Origin of the sequence: Paraburkholderia sp. Clong3 (assembly GCF_050436485.1) — a bacterium.
GTDB classification, from domain to species: domain Bacteria; phylum Pseudomonadota; class Gammaproteobacteria; order Burkholderiales; family Burkholderiaceae; genus Paraburkholderia; species Paraburkholderia tuberum.
In genome coordinates this window covers 3,474,651-3,488,922 of sequence record NZ_JBNDMH010000002.1, presented here as the reverse complement: position 1 = coordinate 3,488,922, position 14,272 = coordinate 3,474,651, and the positions used below count along the sequence as shown (strand labels likewise).

General features: G+C 66.7%; 16 protein-coding genes and 1 riboswitch. Of the genes, 5 read left to right on the top strand and 11 right to left on the bottom strand.

The features are described from left to right. Positions 1 to 49: 49 nt before the first annotated feature. The 10 genes from OKW30_RS20220 to OKW30_RS20175 form a co-directional block, all read right to left on the bottom strand. The gene (locus tag OKW30_RS20220) at positions 50 to 370 is read right to left on the bottom strand and encodes an STAS domain-containing protein (protein ID WP_184065569.1); all 321 of its coding nucleotides are present in this window, start codon (positions 368 to 370) and stop codon (positions 50 to 52) included. Next, on the bottom strand, positions 367 to 999 hold the full coding sequence (locus OKW30_RS20215; protein WP_184070613.1) for an MlaC/ttg2D family ABC transporter substrate-binding protein: 633 nt from the start codon (positions 997 to 999) through the stop codon (positions 367 to 369). Before OKW30_RS20215 ends, OKW30_RS20220 begins: the two co-directional genes overlap by 4 nt. Positions 1,000 to 1,114: 115 nt before the next feature. Then, positions 1,115 to 2,095, bottom strand: coding sequence for an MlaA family lipoprotein (locus OKW30_RS20210; RefSeq protein WP_184070615.1), 981 nt, complete (start codon positions 2,093 to 2,095; stop codon positions 1,115 to 1,117). Between the two features lie 19 nt (positions 2,096 to 2,114). After that, positions 2,115 to 2,645: an outer membrane lipid asymmetry maintenance protein MlaD gene (mlaD, locus tag OKW30_RS20205; RefSeq protein WP_187612918.1), complete on the bottom strand. Its 531-nt coding sequence runs from the start codon at positions 2,643 to 2,645 to the stop codon at positions 2,115 to 2,117. Positions 2,646 to 2,735: 90 nt separating this feature from the next. Beyond that, entirely contained in the window at positions 2,736 to 3,503 is a 768-nt protein-coding gene (gene mlaE / locus OKW30_RS20200; RefSeq protein WP_018420057.1) for a lipid asymmetry maintenance ABC transporter permease subunit MlaE, read from the bottom strand. Further along, complete coding sequence (locus tag OKW30_RS20195) at positions 3,500 to 4,324, bottom strand: ABC transporter ATP-binding protein (RefSeq protein ID WP_221307828.1); 825 nt, start codon at positions 4,322 to 4,324, stop codon at positions 3,500 to 3,502. Before OKW30_RS20195 ends, mlaE begins: the two co-directional genes overlap by 4 nt. Before the next feature lie 91 nt (positions 4,325 to 4,415). Continuing rightward, positions 4,416 to 5,519: a thiamine phosphate synthase gene (gene thiE / locus OKW30_RS20190; protein ID WP_429347441.1), complete on the bottom strand. Its 1,104-nt coding sequence runs from the start codon at positions 5,517 to 5,519 to the stop codon at positions 4,416 to 4,418. Next, positions 5,516 to 6,331 carry a thiazole synthase gene (locus OKW30_RS20185; RefSeq protein ID WP_429347440.1) on the bottom strand — a complete coding sequence of 272 codons (816 nt, stop codon included), beginning with the start codon at positions 6,329 to 6,331 and terminating at the stop codon, positions 5,516 to 5,518. Before OKW30_RS20185 ends, thiE begins: the two co-directional genes overlap by 4 nt. Before the next feature lie 107 nt (positions 6,332 to 6,438). Beyond that, a complete protein-coding gene (thiS, locus tag OKW30_RS20180; protein WP_026225709.1) occupies positions 6,439 to 6,636 on the bottom strand; it encodes a sulfur carrier protein ThiS in 198 nt (65 codons plus the stop codon). A gap of 59 nt (positions 6,637 to 6,695) precedes the next feature. Further along, on the bottom strand, positions 6,696 to 7,832 hold the full coding sequence (locus tag OKW30_RS20175; protein WP_090802108.1) for an FAD-dependent oxidoreductase: 1,137 nt from the start codon (positions 7,830 to 7,832) through the stop codon (positions 6,696 to 6,698). Positions 7,833 to 8,053: 221 nt separating this feature from the next. Further along, positions 8,054 to 8,177: riboswitch (TPP riboswitch) on the bottom strand. A gap of 431 nt (positions 8,178 to 8,608) precedes the next feature. Here OKW30_RS20175 and OKW30_RS20170 point away from each other — a divergent pair. The 5 genes from OKW30_RS20170 (at position 8,609) to OKW30_RS20150 (ending at position 13,417) form a co-directional block, all read left to right on the top strand. Further along, entirely contained in the window at positions 8,609 to 10,360 is a 1,752-nt protein-coding gene (locus tag OKW30_RS20170; RefSeq protein ID WP_429347439.1) for an ABC transporter ATP-binding protein/permease, read from the top strand. Further along, positions 10,357 to 11,160 (top strand): SDR family NAD(P)-dependent oxidoreductase, encoded by an 804-nt coding sequence (locus OKW30_RS20165; protein ID WP_429347438.1) that lies wholly within the window; start codon positions 10,357 to 10,359, stop codon positions 11,158 to 11,160. Before OKW30_RS20170 ends, OKW30_RS20165 begins: the two co-directional genes overlap by 4 nt. Positions 11,161 to 11,365: 205 nt before the next feature. Continuing rightward, a complete protein-coding gene (locus OKW30_RS20160) occupies positions 11,366 to 11,839 on the top strand; it encodes a hypothetical protein (protein WP_184070624.1) in 474 nt (157 codons plus the stop codon). Between the two features lie 64 nt (positions 11,840 to 11,903). Continuing rightward, complete coding sequence (locus OKW30_RS20155; protein ID WP_429347437.1) at positions 11,904 to 12,572, top strand: hypothetical protein; 669 nt, start codon at positions 11,904 to 11,906, stop codon at positions 12,570 to 12,572. Positions 12,573 to 12,673: 101 nt separating this feature from the next. Next, complete coding sequence (locus OKW30_RS20150; protein ID WP_429347436.1) at positions 12,674 to 13,417, top strand: response regulator; 744 nt, start codon at positions 12,674 to 12,676, stop codon at positions 13,415 to 13,417. A gap of 94 nt (positions 13,418 to 13,511) precedes the next feature. Here OKW30_RS20150 and OKW30_RS20145 read toward each other — a convergent pair whose 3' ends face one another. Further along, positions 13,512 to 14,183, bottom strand: a complete 672-nt coding sequence (locus OKW30_RS20145; protein WP_429347435.1) for a flagellar basal body L-ring protein FlgH — start codon at positions 14,181 to 14,183, stop codon at positions 13,512 to 13,514. Positions 14,184 to 14,272 lie beyond the last annotated feature (89 nt).

The following is a 14,272-nucleotide window of genomic DNA, read 5'->3' as shown; positions in this document are numbered from 1 at the left end:
CTGACACCCCCGGCCTGGCCGGAAGGGAGGGGACGACGCTAGAGGAGCGTCAATGTCGCGCTGACGCAACCATGCTGGAGGCGCCAGAAGAGAGAAGTGTATCGACGCCGTAGGCCTGCGCGAGACTGGCGAGCCCAGCCGGCAGATTGACGATTTCGAACTTGCCGCCGCGCGCCGCCGCGGCCCGCACCCACGCGAGCAGGACGGCGAGCGCCGACGAATCGAATTGCGTGAGCGGCGCGCAATCGACGCCGCCCGCACCCGCCGCGATGCGTTGCAGACCTGCCGCGAGCGCGGCCTTCGCGCTCTCGTGGGTCAGCGTCGTGCCGCTGTCGAAGCGGTTCGCAACCGGGTTCAGCACGTCGCTCACGACTGCTTGCCCGCGGCGAGTTGCTGATTGCGCTGCGTGAGGAACTGGATCAGTCCGTCCACGCCCTTCTGCTGGATCTGCTCGTTGAACTGCTGCTGATACGCCTGGATCAGCCACGCGCCGAGCACGTTGATGTCATACACGCGCCAGCCCTGCGCCGTCTTGTACAGGCGGTAGTCGAGTTCGATCGGCTGGCCGTTGTTCATCACGACCGAGCGCACCACCGTGTCGGTGTCGTCCGGGTTCATGCGGAACGGCTTGTACTGGATCTGCTGGTCGCGCACCTGCGCGAGCGCGCCCGCGTACGTGCGGATCAGCAGCATCTTGAACTGCTCGACCACCTGGTTCTGCTGTTCGGGCGTCGCGGTGCGCCAGTTGCGGCCCATCGCGAGCTGGGTGGTGCGGCGGAAATCGGTGTACGGCAGGATCTTTTCGTTGACGAGCGCCGTGATGCGCTTGATGTCGCCCTGCTGGATCGACTTGTCGCCGCGAATCGCGTCCATCACCTGCTGGGTGACGGTCTTGATCAGCGCGTCGGGCGAGCTGGTGTCGACGGTTTGCGCCGATGCGCCCGCGCTGATGAACGAAAACAACGCGGCAAACAACGGAATCAGGAAGAATTTTTTCATATCGAGCTTTGCCTCAAAAATAATGCAACAGTTTGAACCGACCTTATCACGCGAGTTCGACGGCAATCCATGCGCAAACTGCGAGAGATCGTATCGATCTGTTACGGCTGCACGTTCAACGCAATCTGAAGGACGGGAAGTTGAAGCGCGTGGGCGGCACCAACTGACCGGCCGGAATTTGCGTTTCCGGGCCGCCTTTCAGGTCGAGAGGCGGTGTTTCGGCGCCCGACGCGGCCTCCGGTGCCGACGCGCCTTGCGGCGTGCCCACGGCCGCGCCGGATGCGGGAGCCGGCTTGGCCGGCGCACCTGCCGCGCCCGTCTCGCCTTCGTCGTACTTCGGCAGCGGCGCCTCCTCGTCGTAGCTCGGCAGTTCCTGCGGACGCCGGCGGTTATCCGACAACAGATACTGCCGGCGCTGCAGATACGCGTTACGCACGAACGAGTATTTGTCGAGCGCCGCGCCTTCCAGCAGGTTGCTCGCTCCGAGCAGGTTCGCGCGCGTGTTGACGATGTTCAGGCCATACAGCGCCCAGCTCAGGCCCGGCGGGTCGACGTAGCTGATCGGGTTCACGTAGTAGTTGCCGAGCGAGCCGATCGCATCGCGCACCGTGCTCGGCCCGAACAGCGGCAGCACCAGATAGGGGCCCGCCGGCACGCCGTAGTGGCCGAGCGTCAGACCGAGGTCGTTGTCGTGCTTCGGGAGCTTCGCGAGCGTCGCGACGTCGAACAGGCCGCCGACGCCGAACAACGTGTTGATCACGATCCGCATGATGTCGGACACGCCGTCGGCGATGCGCAGCTGCAGCAGGTTGTTCGCCGCGATATAGACGTCGCCGATGTTCGAGAAAAAGTTCGTCACGCTGTCGCGAACCGGCTGCGGCGTGACCCAAACGTAGCCCTGCGCAACCGGCTTCAGCGCGTACTGGTCGATCTTGTCGTTGACGGTGAAGATCGTACGGTTCAGCCCTTCGAACGGGTCGCCCTTGGTAGGCGTCTGCACGGTCGTGCAACCGGCGAGCAGCGCAGTCGCCACGGCGACCTTGCCGAACTGTAGGACGCGCGCGCCGCTGCGCGCGGTCTGCAGTGTCGTTTGCATCTAATTCTCCTTGTTGGCCTTACTGGCCGGCAGCGCCGGAGGCCGGCGCGCCCGGCGCCGGTGCAGGGGCGGATGCGGCGGGCTTCGCCGCGCCGGAATCCGCGGCCTTGCTATACAGGAACTGGCCGATCAGGTTTTCCAGCACGATCGCCGATTGCGTCATCGAGATCGTATCGCCGGCCTTCAGCATTTCCGAGTCGCCCCCCGGCTCGAGCCCGATGTACTGCTCGCCGAGCAGACCCGAGGTCAGGATCTTCGCCGAAGTGTCCCTCGGAAACTGGTATTGCTTGTCGATATCGATCGTGACGAGCGCCTGGTAGGTGTTGCTGTCGAAGCCGATCGACGCGACCCGGCCGACCGTCACGCCGGCGCTCTTCACCGGCGCGCGTGGCTTCAGCCCGCCGATGTTGTCGAACTTCAGCTTGACCGGGTAGGTTGCCTGGAACGACAACGAGCTCATATTGCCGGCCTTCAGCGCAAGAAACAGCAACGCCACGAAACCCAGCACCACGAACAGGCCGACCCAGAAGTCGAGAACATTCTTTTTCATCGTCATCCCAAAGTGAATCCGCCGCGCCGCCGCCACCTCCCGCCGTGCGCGGCGCACATGCACCGCCGGCAGCCGGCATGCTGCGCGGTCTTAGCTGAACATTAGTGCGGTCAGCAGGAAATCGAGCCCGAGCACCGCGAGCGACGCGTACACGACCGTGCGGGTCGTCGCGCGCGACACGCCCTCCGGCGTCGGCTTCGCCTCGTAGCCCTGAAACAGCGCGACGAAGGTCACCGCGAGGCCGAACACCACACTCTTGACGACCCCGGCGCCGACATCGCGCCACACGTCGACGCCGCTTTGCATCTGTGACCAGAACGCGCCGGCATCGACGCCGATCAGCAGCACGCCCACCACGTAACCGCCCAGAACGCCGACCGCGCTGAAGATCGCGGCGAGGATCGGCATCGACACGATGCCGGCCCACAGGCGCGGCGCGATCACGACCTTGACCGGATCGACGGCCATCATTTCCATCGCGGTGAGCTGCTCGCCCGCCTTCATCAGGCCGATTTCGGCGGTCAGCGACGTGCCCGCGCGCCCGGCGAACAGCAGCGCGGTCACGACCGGCCCGAGCTCGCGCACGAGCGACAGCGCGACCAGCAACCCGAGCGCCTGCTCGGAGCCATAACGGTTCAGCGTGTAATAGCCCTGCAGCCCGAGCACGAAGCCGACGAACAGCCCCGACACCGCGATGATCACGAGCGAATAATTACCGACGAAGTGGATCTGCTTCGTGACAAGACGCGGGCGACGCAGCAGCGGGAAAAATTCGAGCACGAGCCGCAGGAAGAAGCGCGTCGCGTAGCCGGCGGTGCCTAGCCCGGTGATGACCGAGCGCCCGATCGTACTGATCATGACTGGCCTCCGCCCATGCCGAAGTCCGCCTCGAGCGGCGTCTGCGCCGGATAGTGGAATCTGAACGGGCCGTCCGGCGCGCCGTCGATGAACTGCCGCACGGTCGGATCGGTCGACGCGCGCAGTTCGTCGGGCGTGCCCTCGGCAAGCGCACCGCCGTTGGACAGGAAGTACACGTAGTCGGCGATCGCGAATGATTCCGGCACGTCGTGCGTGACGAGAATCGACGTGGCGCCGAGCGCCCGGTTCAGCGTGCGGATCAGGTTCGCGGTGATGCCGAGCGAGATCGGGTCGAGACCGGCGAACGGCTCGTCGTACATCATCAGTTCGGGGTCGAGCGCGATTGCGCGCGCGAGCGCCACGCGCCGCGCCATGCCGCCGGAAATCTCGGACGGCAGCAGGTCGCGCGCGCCGCGCAGGCCGACCGCGTTGAGCTTCATCAGCACGAGGTCGCGCAGCAGTTCTTCGGGGAGATCGGTGTGCTCGCGCAGCGAGAAGGCGACGTTTTCGAACACCGACATGTCGGTGAACAGCGCGCCGAACTGGAACAGCATGCCCATCTTGCGGCGCAGCGCGTAAAGGCCTTCGCGCGTCTGCTCGCCGATGTCCTCGCCATGGAACAGCACCTGGCCGCGCTGGGCGCGCACGAGGCCGCCGATCAGCCGCAGCACCGTGGTCTTGCCGCAACCCGAGCCGCCCATGACCGCGACGACCTGACCGCGACGAAAGCGCAGATTCAGATTCGACAGGACGAGCCGGTCGCCGTAACCGAAGTCGACGTCGCGCAGCTCGAGTAAGGTCTCGGGATAGGAAGGCACCAAACTGACGATCCTTTTACAGGGAAGGCCGAATTATAGGGCCATCATGCAAAAGCTGCCGTGAGGTGCCCCGTTCCGTGACTATGCCTGACGATTATTGCGTAAACTTGTGTTGCAGCGCAGACAAGGCGGCGGCCGGGTCGGGCGCTTCCGTCACCGCGCGCACCACGGCCGCGCAGCCGACACCGGTCGCGAGCACGTCCGGCAGCACCTGCAGATCGATCCCGCCGATCGCGACGAGCGGCACCACGCCGTCGAGCAGCCGCACATAGCGTGCGAGGCGCCGCAAACCCTGCGGCGCGGTCGGCATGACCTTGGTCGTGGTCGGGAACACGGCGCCCAATGCAATGTAGCTCGGCCGGAAATGCAGCGCCTTCAGCATCTCGTAGAAGCCGTGAGTGGACAGGCCCAGGCGGATGCCCGCGTCAGCCAGCGCGGACAGATCCGCGGTATGCACGTCTTCCTGGCCGAGGTGCACGCCGTACGCGCCCGCCTCGAGCGCCGCCTGCCAGTGATCGTTGATGAACACCTGCGCGTCGTGCGCGCGGCCGGCCGCCACGCAGCGCGCGATTTCGCGCTTCAGCTCGTCGGCGGGTTCGGCCGACTTGCGGCGCAACTGCACCGTCTTCACGCCGAAGCCGACCACCCGTTCGACCCAGTCCGCGGTCGGCAACACCGGATACAGGCCGAGCCTTGCCGGGCAGCGCGGGAACGCCTTGGCGGGTGCCGCCGGCAGGTCGGTAAGGCGCGGAAAGCGAGCGAGGTCGGCCGGGAAAGCATCGTCGGCGCGGGTCTCGTCGCCATCGCGCCACGCGAGCGCGAGCACCAGCGCGTCGTGCGGATCGAAACCGCAGTCGAGGAACGCGGCAAGCGCGGGAATCCAGTCTTCCGCCAGATGGCCTTCGAGGCCGTACTTCTCGCCGCCCAGATGCAGCGTCGCGTGGTTTTCCGCGGCGACGATCACGCCCGCACCCCGCGTCAGCCAGCGCGCGATTTGCTCGCCGTGCTGCTGTGCGTCGGCGGCCACGATCAGGTCGCCACCGTTCGGTTCGTCGGGTGCGATCAGGCAGATGCGCCACGGCGCGTGCGTCGGCGGCCAGTCGCCGAGACGGGCGCGGATGCGCTCGGCGGCTTCGATGAGTTCGTCGGCCGTCGGCCAGAACAGATCGCGGTCCTTCAGCGTCAACGACTGAGTCATGCGGCACCTCCATCCTGATGCCAGAACGGCATGCCGACCACCGGCGTGCTCGCGTGCGCGCTCTCGCGCTCGGCCATCGGGCCCGCGAGATACGCTTGCCGACCCGCCTCGACGCCCAGCGCGAACGCGCGCGCCATCGCGTCGGGGTGCGTCGCCTGCGACACGGCCGTGTTCAGCAGCACGCCGTCGAAGCCCCACTCCATCACCTGGGCCGCATGCGACGGCACGCCGAGCCCGGCGTCGACGATCAGCGGCACGTCCGGCAGCCGCTCGCGCAACACGCGCAGCCCGTATGGATTGATCACGCCCTTGCCGGTGCCGATCGGCGCGCCCCACGGCATCAGCGCCTCGCAGCCGGCGTCGAGCAGACGGCGGCCGATCACCAGATCTTCGGTGCAGTACGGCAGCACCTTGAAGCCATCCTTGACGAGCCGCGCGGCGGCTTCGATCAGGCCGACCGGGTCGGGCTGCAGTGTGTAGTCGTCGCCGATCAGTTCGAGCTTGATCCACTCGGTCTCGAAGATTTCGCGCGCCATGTGCGCGGTCGTCACCGCTTCACCGACGCTCAGGCAACCCGCCGTGTTCGGCAAGAGCGGTACGCCATGGCGCTTGAGCAGATCGAAGAAGCCGGCTTCGGCGTGGCCCTCGTTCATCTGACGGCGCAGCGCGACCGTCACCATGCCGGGGCGCGCGGCGTCGATCGAATCGGACAGCGATTGCAGCGACGGATAGCGCGATGTGCCGAGCAGCACGCGGCTTGCAAAAGTTTGATCGTATAGCGTCAGCGCGTCGGCGGTCTCGTGAGAAGTCATTTGCATCATCCTGGTTTGCCCTCGCGGCTAGAACCGACCGCGTTGCGGCAATGGGTTTTCGGCGACGGTTGTTGCGTTCGGTAAGCGACAGGCTGGCGCGGTCGCGCTCAGCCGCCCGCGACCGGCTGCACGACGTCGAGCCGGTCGCCCGTTTGCAACGCGCGCGCCGCATGCTGCGCACGCGCGACGAAATCGCCGTTGAGCGCGACCGCGAACGGCGGACGCGCGCCAAAGGCAGCGAGCGCATCGGCGACAGTCGCGCCCTCGGGCAACGACAACGGCTTCTGATTGATATGAATGTCCATGGTGTTCGAATACGGTTCAATCGATGGCGCAAGCGGCATCGCGCGCGGCACGTTGGCCGCTACGCTCGGGCCGGCTCGCGCGCGAAATGCTGCTGGAACAGCTCGCTCCAGCGTGAGTCGCGCCGCCAGCCGGCGAATGCGTCGGCATCACCGACGCGGCCGTCGAGCAGCGCGCTCGCGAAGCGCACGGCTTCGTCGGCGACTTCGGGCGCGATCATGTAGCCGTGCCGGTACAGGCCGTTCACGCGCAGCGTGCGCGCGCCGTCCCACAGCAGCGCGGGACGATGATCGGGCAAGGTCGGCCGGCACTGCGAATTCAGCTCGAGAATGCGCGCCTCGCCGAAGCCCGGGTGCACCGAAAACGCCGCGCTCAGCAACTCGAGCGCCGAACGCACGCTGACGGGCGACATGTCCTCGCCCTCCACCTCGGTCGCGCCGATCACGTAGAGGCCGTTCTGCTTCGGCGCGATATACAGCGGGTAACGCGGATGCAGTAGCCGCACCGGGCGCGTCAGCTGCAGGTGAGGCGCATGCACGCGCGCAACTTCGCCGCGGATGCCGCGCAGCGTCGGCAGCACCGGCTTCGCGCCGAGCCCGCGGCAATCGATGGTGATGCCGGCCTCGGGCAGCGATGCGTCGTCGATCGGCGTGTTCCAGTGCGTGTCGACGCCGCGCTCGGCAAGCCCGGCCGCAAGCGCGGACAGCACCTGGCGGTTGTCGAGCTGGCCTTCTCGCGGCAGCAGCCAGCCTTGGCTGAAGCGGCCGGCCAACGCGGGTTCGGCGGCGCCGAGCTGCGCGCCCGCCAACGCGACGAAGCCGCCGTCGAGCAACTCGGCCGGCGCGTTCGCACGCACGCGCCGCTCGAATAGCGGCGCCTCGGTGCGATCCGCGTGATGCCAGACGACGAGCGTGCCGTTGCGCTGGAAAAACACCGGCTCCGGCAGTTCGGCAAGCACGCGCGGCCAGCTTTCGAGCGAACTCGCGCCAAGCCGCGTGATCAGCAGCTCGGCGCTCGCGGCCTCTGCCAGCGGCGCGAGCATCGCGGCGGCGACCCACGCGGCAGCCTGCGAACCGGTGGCATCGCCGCGCTCGTAGAGCGCCACGCGATGCCCGTCGCCAGCGAGGCGCCACGCGACCAGGCGGCCGCACAGGCCGCCGCCGAGCACGGCGAAATCGGGTCGGGCGGGACGGTTCATCGCGCGCGCTCCGTTCGACTGCGGTGGGCAAAACCAAAACGGCACGGCTCGCCCGAGGCGGCGTGACGAAGGGAAAAATGCATGTCTGAAGAATAGGCGGTCATCGAGTCCTTTCCGTACGGCCAAAAACGCACGTACCCAGGACGAAACCGGCGGGTGAAGCCGGCCGGTCACGACGTGCACATGTGAGCTGCGCTCGCCGCCCGGCGGGGAATGGAAGACGGTTGCTTCCGGAAACTTCCCGCGCCGGTATTACCCGGATCGGGTGCAAAGGGTCTCTCTCAGCCTCGCCGCCCCGGCATGAAAGTCATGCCGCCTGTGGGCGAAGCACCCCTGTTTCGTCGCAGGTCATTAGACCATAAAAGGCGCGGCGCCCGCAAACCAGCGCTCCGCAGTCGCCACCCCAATTTTGATCTGGCACCGTCTATCGAGATGCCGGTGCGAAGCGGCCCGGCGCTCTGGCACAATGCCGTGACCGGTGCCGCAAAAACGCGGCGCGCGCGACGCTCGTGGCCGCATGCGTGGCGGCGGCAGCGCAGCGGATGCCGGCCCCGAAAATTAATTTTCGCTTAAGGGCGTCACGCCAGAATCGGGCGCCAGTCCGGACTCGCGTTCATCGAGCGTGATGGCGCGATGCCCGGCCAGGTATCGCAGACCCGCGGCAGCCACGCCCTCGCAAAGGGGCCCGCAGTTCGCGGGATCGCCCGACATGGGTCAACCAGATCGGACCCGTACGCCGGAATGGCACTTCGGGTCAGCACTTCATCAGGACGCTCATGACATCACATACTTCCGCCAGCCCCGCGCTGCCGCCCGACGAAAAGGTCTCCGCGTGGACCCTGATCAAGCCCTACTGGGTTTCCGAGGAACGAGGCATCGCGTGGGGGCTGCTCGTCACGATCATCGTGATGAACCTGCTCGTCGTCTGGATCAACGTGCGCCTGAATAGCTGGAGCAGGGACTTCTACAACGCGCTGCAGGCGAAGAACGTCCACGACTTCCCGCACCTGCTGATGATCTTTACCGGACTCGCGTTCGGTTTCATCATCCTCGCCGTGTATGGACGCTATCTGCGCCAGATGCTCGGCTTCCGCTGGCGCCAGTGGCTGACCACCCGCTACCTGAACGAGTGGCTCGACGACAGCGCGTTCTACCGCATCGAGCGCGACCGCCTCGCCGACAACCCCGACCAGCGGATCAGCGACGACCTGCAGTCGTTCGCGACCACCACGCTGTCGCTGACGCTCGATCTGCTGTCGACCGTCGTCACGCTCGTGTCGTTCATCACGATCCTGTGGTCGCTCGCGGGCGCGTTGAGCATCTCGCTCGGCGGCATGCCGCTGCAGATCCCCGGCTACATGGTGTGGGCCGCCGCGCTGTATGCGGTGGTCGGCTCGCTCATCACGCAGAAGGTCGGCCATCCGCTCGTGTCGATCAACTATCAGGCGCAGAAAGTCGAGGCCGATTTCCGTTTCGGCTTGATCCGGCTGCGTGAGAACGCCGAGCAGATCGCGTTCTACAACGGCATGGAAACCGAGAAGACGAACGCGCGCACGCTGTTCGGCCGCATCCGCGACAACTGGTGGCAGGTGATGAAGTACACGAAGCGCCTGACCTTCGTGCTGAGCTTCTACGGTCAGATCGCGATCATTTTCCCGATCGTCGTCGCCTCGCCGCGCTACTTCGCGGGCGCGTTCACGTTCGGCGTGCTGATGCAGATTTCGAGCGCGTTCGGCACGGTCAGCGATTCGTTCTCGTGGTTCATCAACAGTTATACGAGCCTCGTCGAATGGCGCGCGACCGTGAACCGGTTGCGCGAATTCAAGCGCGTCGTGCATTCGCCGCGTCTGAAGGAATCGGTGTCGCCGGCCACGGAACATGGCGGCATCAATCTGCATTTCGTCGACAGCAACACGCTTACCACCGACAGCCTCCAGCTCGCGCTGCCCAATGGCAACCCACTGTCGCGCATCCGCGATATCGCGATCCGGCCGGGCTCGCGCTGGCTCGTGCGCGGTCCGTCGGGCGCCGGCAAGAGCACGCTGATGCGCGCGCTCGCGGGCCTGTGGCCGTTCGGCGACGGCTCGATCGACGCACCGGTCAACGCGCGCATGATGTTCATCCCGCAGGTCAGCTACATGCCGATCGGCACGCTGAAGGCGGCGCTCGCGTATCCGTCGGCGGCGGACACATATAGCGACGACGAATGTCGCGACGCGCTCATCACCTGCCATCTGTCGGAATACGCGGACCGTCTGCAGGAAGCGGCGCACTGGACTCGCGTGCTGTCGCCGGGTGAGCAGCAGCGCTTCGCCGCCGCGCGCGTGCTGCTGCACAAGCCGGACTACCTGTTCCTCGACGAAGCGACCAGCGCGCTCGACGCGGAAAACGAGTCGCGGCTCTATCGGCTGTTCACCGAGCGGTTGCCGAAGGCTGCGATCGTCAGCGTCGCGCATCGCGAATCGCTCGCAGCGTTCCATGACGAAACGCTCGACGTCGAGCGTTCTGTCGAAGCGGTAGCGGCGTGAGCGACGCGAGCGGCGCTCACGTCAGCGAAGCGCACGGCACCGCCGCTCGCGTCGTGCTGATCACCGGCGCCGGTTCCGGCATCGGCGCGGCGCTCGCACGGCGCCTCGCGGCGCCGCATACGTCGTTGATGCTGCACGCGCGCGGCGCAGACGACGCCTCCCGTCGACGGCTCGTGCAGGTTGCCGCCGACTGCACGGCAAGCGGCGCACGCTGCGCGACCGTGTTCGGCGACCTCGCCGAGCGCGGCGCGGCGGAGCACGTGATCCATCAGACGCTCGCGAGCTTCGGCGCGCTCGATCAACTGGTCGCGAACGCCGGCCATGCGCAGCGCCAAACGCTGGCCGCGCTCGATCCCGACACCTTCGGCGCCGCCTTCGCCGCGATGCCAGCCGCCTTCGCCGCGCTCGTGCGGCGCGCGATGCCCGCGCTCGAAACATCGAAGCGCGGTCGCGTGGTCGCCTTGAGTTCGTTCGTCGCGCATCGCTATCGCGCGGATGCGCCATTCGCCGCGACGGCGGCCACGAAAGCGGCACTCGAAGCGCTTGCGAAAACGGCGGCCGCGGAGCTCGCGCCGCTCGGCGTGACCGTCAATTGCGTGGCGCCGGGCTACACGCGCAAGGATCGCGGCCCAAGCGCCGACAACGCGGCCGTGTGGGCGCACGCCGCCGAAGCCACGCCGCTCGGTCATGTTGCCGAACCGGACGACGTCGCCGCGCTGATCGCATTCCTGCTGTCCGACGCGGCACGCCATATCACCGGCCAGGTGATTCACATCGATGGCGGCTTGACGCTCGGTTAAGCCTCGCCTGCGCGCCGGCACCTCCGGGCGCAACATCCGGAAAGACACGAGAAGAGTTCGAAAGCATTTGCGGAGCGTGCAAGCTGTTCCGCGCTTTGCAAATGCCTGCGAGCAGCGACGATAGTCGTACGGGCCGCGCCATGCGCCGGCCTTCGTTGATGTCAGTCACGTCTTTCATCGCAACCGCTCTCCGGACTCCTCGCCCATGTCATTCGCTCGCCGTGTTTCACCTTTGCTCCCGTCTTTGCTCCCGCGCATCGCGCTCGCCTGCGGCGCGGCGCTGCTGCTCACGAACGCCGTCGATGCCGCGCAAACGACCGGGCCGAACCAACCCGCCGATATCTGCGCGGCGCTCACGCACATCGTCGATGCGAGCGATTTCCGGCGACTGCCAAACGAGACCGCCGCGCAACTGCCGGGCGTCTCCAATACGGACGATTGCCGCGCCAGCACGCACGCGTACGACTGCCACTGGCGCGCGCACTGGCAAGCCGACGGCGTCATCAACGATCCGCTCGAAGAACTCGGCGCCGACATCGCCGCCTGCTTTCCGCGCGTCGTGCACGACGTCAACACACCCGTGCGCCAGCATTTCGTCGTGACCACCGACGCCCGTCGCGTGAACGTCACCGCAAGCGTGCAAGGTCAGAACGAACTGCGACTGCGCGTGACGCGCTGAGCGCGCGGCCGTCGCTGCTTTTGATGCTCCATCGCATTTCGTGACCGGGATCGGGCGCTGCCTCATGACCTCGTCGCCGACCGTGCGCGCGCCAGCGGCAACCAGGCATTCGCGCCTGTGTCTGGTCGCCTCGCTGATATGCCGGCGCCGTTGCGCCCTCGCCGCCTTCGCCGCGACGCTGACGCTCGCGCTCGACGGCTGCGCCTGGACGCTGATCCAGGCCGCCGACGCCACCGGCTCCGTCATCCAGGCCGGCTACGCGATCGCGTCGAACTACTCGTCGCCGACCTTCGTCAACGGCCGGCCCGCGGATTTGCAGCACGTCTGCATCGAAGTGAACCCGACAGTGTCGGTCGGCGATTTCGTGCCGGCGCTGCAGCTCGCGCTCGAGCGGCGCGGTATTCGTTCGGACGTCTACAATCCGGGCACCTCGCCGGCCGGCTGCGAAGCGCGGCTCGTCTACAACGCCGCGATCGACTATGGCCGCCGCTCGTTCAGCGACGAATCGATCCAGTACCTGTCGATCATCGATCTGACGCTGATCCAGAGTGGCCGCATTCTGGTCACCGCGCGCTATCAGACCGGCGGCCTGAACGCCGACCGTTTTTCTTCGGCCTCGGTCAAGCTCGGCGGACTGATCGAGCGGATGGTGGTCGATCGGACCGATTTCCCGCGTCAAGCGCAGCAACAGCAGACCCTGCAAACCTCGCAGGCCTTCCCGCCGCCCCACTGAGTGCCCGCGGCCTTGCTTTCGCTTGCAGCGCCTTACACGGGAAAGGATTGGAAAGCGGTATACGCTTTGCGCGGCCCGTGCGCATCACTAAGATGACCTGAATGAACCAGACCATCCTGATCGTCGATGACGATCCCGTCGTACGCGAGCTCGTCAGCGAATATCTGCACGGCCGCGGCTTCAAGGCCGCCGCGCTGGAAAATGGCTTGGCGTTGCAGCGCAGATTGCAGCAGGAGCGTCCCGCGCTCGTCGTGCTCGACATCATGATGCCGGAGCTCGACGGCATCAGCGCGCTGCGCGCCTTGCGTGTCGCCGGCGACGACATTCCCGTGATCCTGCTGACCGCGCGCGCCGATCCGATCGATCGCGTGATCGGCCTCGAACTCGGCGCCGACGACTATCTCGGCAAGCCTTTCGAACCGAGCGAGCTCGTCGCGCGGATTCGCACCGTGCTGCGGCGTCGCGGCTCGATCGCGCCGGGCGCGCCGGAACAGCGCGCGCCCTATCATTTCGGCCGCTTCGAAGTGAACTTCCCCGCGCGCGAACTGCGCCGCGACGGCGAACGCATCACGCTGCGTTCGAGCGAATTCGCGATGCTGAAGGTGTTCGTCACGCATGCGATGACCGTGCTCACGCGTGCGCAGCTGCTCGAAAAACTGCACGGCAATAGCGAAGCGCATCGCAACCGCAGTCTCGACGTTTCGATCTGGCGCTTGCGTCGATTGATCGAAGTGGACCCGTCGGAACCGCGCTACGTGCAGACGGTGTGGGGACGCGGCTACGTGTTCGTGCCGGACGGCGAGATCGGCGCGGCCGAACGCGGGCTTGCGCCGCCGCTCGGTTAGCGGCGCCTGATGGTCGAAGCCGGTTGATGCGGCCCACGCGTCGCACGTAACGCGCAGCGCGGTGTCGCGCGCACCGCGCTGACCCGGCTGACGGTCAAAACGTCAGCACACTCAGAAACATCCTCTGCAGCCAGCCCATCGTCGTCGCATCGTTGACCATGCCGAGGCCCGCCTGCTCGATGCGCGCATTTGCGACCTTGCTCGACGCGACGTAATTGCCTGCTTCGATGTCCTTGGGATTGACGATGCCCGAGAGTCGAAGACGGTCGCGGGTCCCGCCCATCGCGATCACCTTCTCGCCTGACACGACGAGATTGCCGCCCGACACCGTGCCGATCACGGTCACGGCTAGCGTGCCCGTCATGTCGCTGATGTCGCTCAGATTGCCTTGCCCTTTGTAGTCGGTGCTGGCAGAGCCGATGTTGAACAGTTTGGCGAGTCGCGCGGCGGCATTCGTCGATTGATCCGCGGCAGTCGCGGTGATGCTGCTCGTGCGGTTCGCCGACGCGCTGGCGCTGTTGTTGCCGCTATACGATTCCGACAGCCGGATCGTCAGCACGTCGCCGACGTGCTGCGCGCGCGGCGTCTCATACAGCAGCAGCGGCGCGCCGGCCTGATAGATCGCGCCTTGCGTGTTGACGTTCAACGGCGCGGACGCGAGCGGCGGCGCCATCGGCGTTTCGACGATCGACCTGGTCTGCGCGCTCGAACAGGCCGAGAGACAGCTCGCGGCGCCGAGCACGAGGGTGAGACGTAGCGCGGTCATGCTGGCTCCGTGGCGGAAAGGATGAAAGGAGTCGAAGTGAGGCGGCCTATCCGGACACCGCCCGGTTTCGGCGTTGGGATCGCACCGGT

What these genes read in the sequence shown, in the direction of transcription:
- OKW30_RS20215 (WP_184070613.1), bottom strand. Translation starts at nt 999, where the DNA reads ATGAAAAAATTCTTCCTGATTCCGTTGTTTGCCGCGTTGTTTTCGTTC.
- OKW30_RS20210 (WP_184070615.1), bottom strand. Translation starts at nt 2,095, where the DNA reads ATGCAAACGACACTGCAGACCGCGCGCAGCGGCGCGCGCGTCCTACAG.
- mlaD (WP_187612918.1), bottom strand. Translation starts at nt 2,645, where the DNA reads ATGAAAAAGAATGTTCTCGACTTCTGGGTCGGCCTGTTCGTGGTGCTG.
- mlaE (WP_018420057.1), bottom strand. Translation starts at nt 3,503, where the DNA reads ATGATCAGTACGATCGGGCGCTCGGTCATCACCGGGCTAGGCACCGCC.
- thiE (WP_429347441.1), bottom strand. Translation starts at nt 5,519, where the DNA reads ATGACTCAGTCGTTGACGCTGAAGGACCGCGATCTGTTCTGGCCGACG.
- OKW30_RS20185 (WP_429347440.1), bottom strand. Translation starts at nt 6,331, where the DNA reads ATGACTTCTCACGAGACCGCCGACGCGCTGACGCTATACGATCAAACT.
- thiS (WP_026225709.1), bottom strand. Translation starts at nt 6,636, where the DNA reads ATGGACATTCATATCAATCAGAAGCCGTTGTCGTTGCCCGAGGGCGCG.
- OKW30_RS20175 (WP_090802108.1), bottom strand. Translation starts at nt 7,832, where the DNA reads ATGAACCGTCCCGCCCGACCCGATTTCGCCGTGCTCGGCGGCGGCCTG.
- OKW30_RS20170 (WP_429347439.1), top strand. Translation starts at nt 8,609, where the DNA reads ATGACATCACATACTTCCGCCAGCCCCGCGCTGCCGCCCGACGAAAAG.
- OKW30_RS20160 (WP_184070624.1), top strand. Translation starts at nt 11,366, where the DNA reads ATGTCATTCGCTCGCCGTGTTTCACCTTTGCTCCCGTCTTTGCTCCCG.
- OKW30_RS20155 (WP_429347437.1), top strand. Translation starts at nt 11,904, where the DNA reads ATGACCTCGTCGCCGACCGTGCGCGCGCCAGCGGCAACCAGGCATTCG.
- OKW30_RS20150 (WP_429347436.1), top strand. Translation starts at nt 12,674, where the DNA reads ATGAACCAGACCATCCTGATCGTCGATGACGATCCCGTCGTACGCGAG.
- OKW30_RS20145 (WP_429347435.1), bottom strand. Translation starts at nt 14,183, where the DNA reads ATGACCGCGCTACGTCTCACCCTCGTGCTCGGCGCCGCGAGCTGTCTC.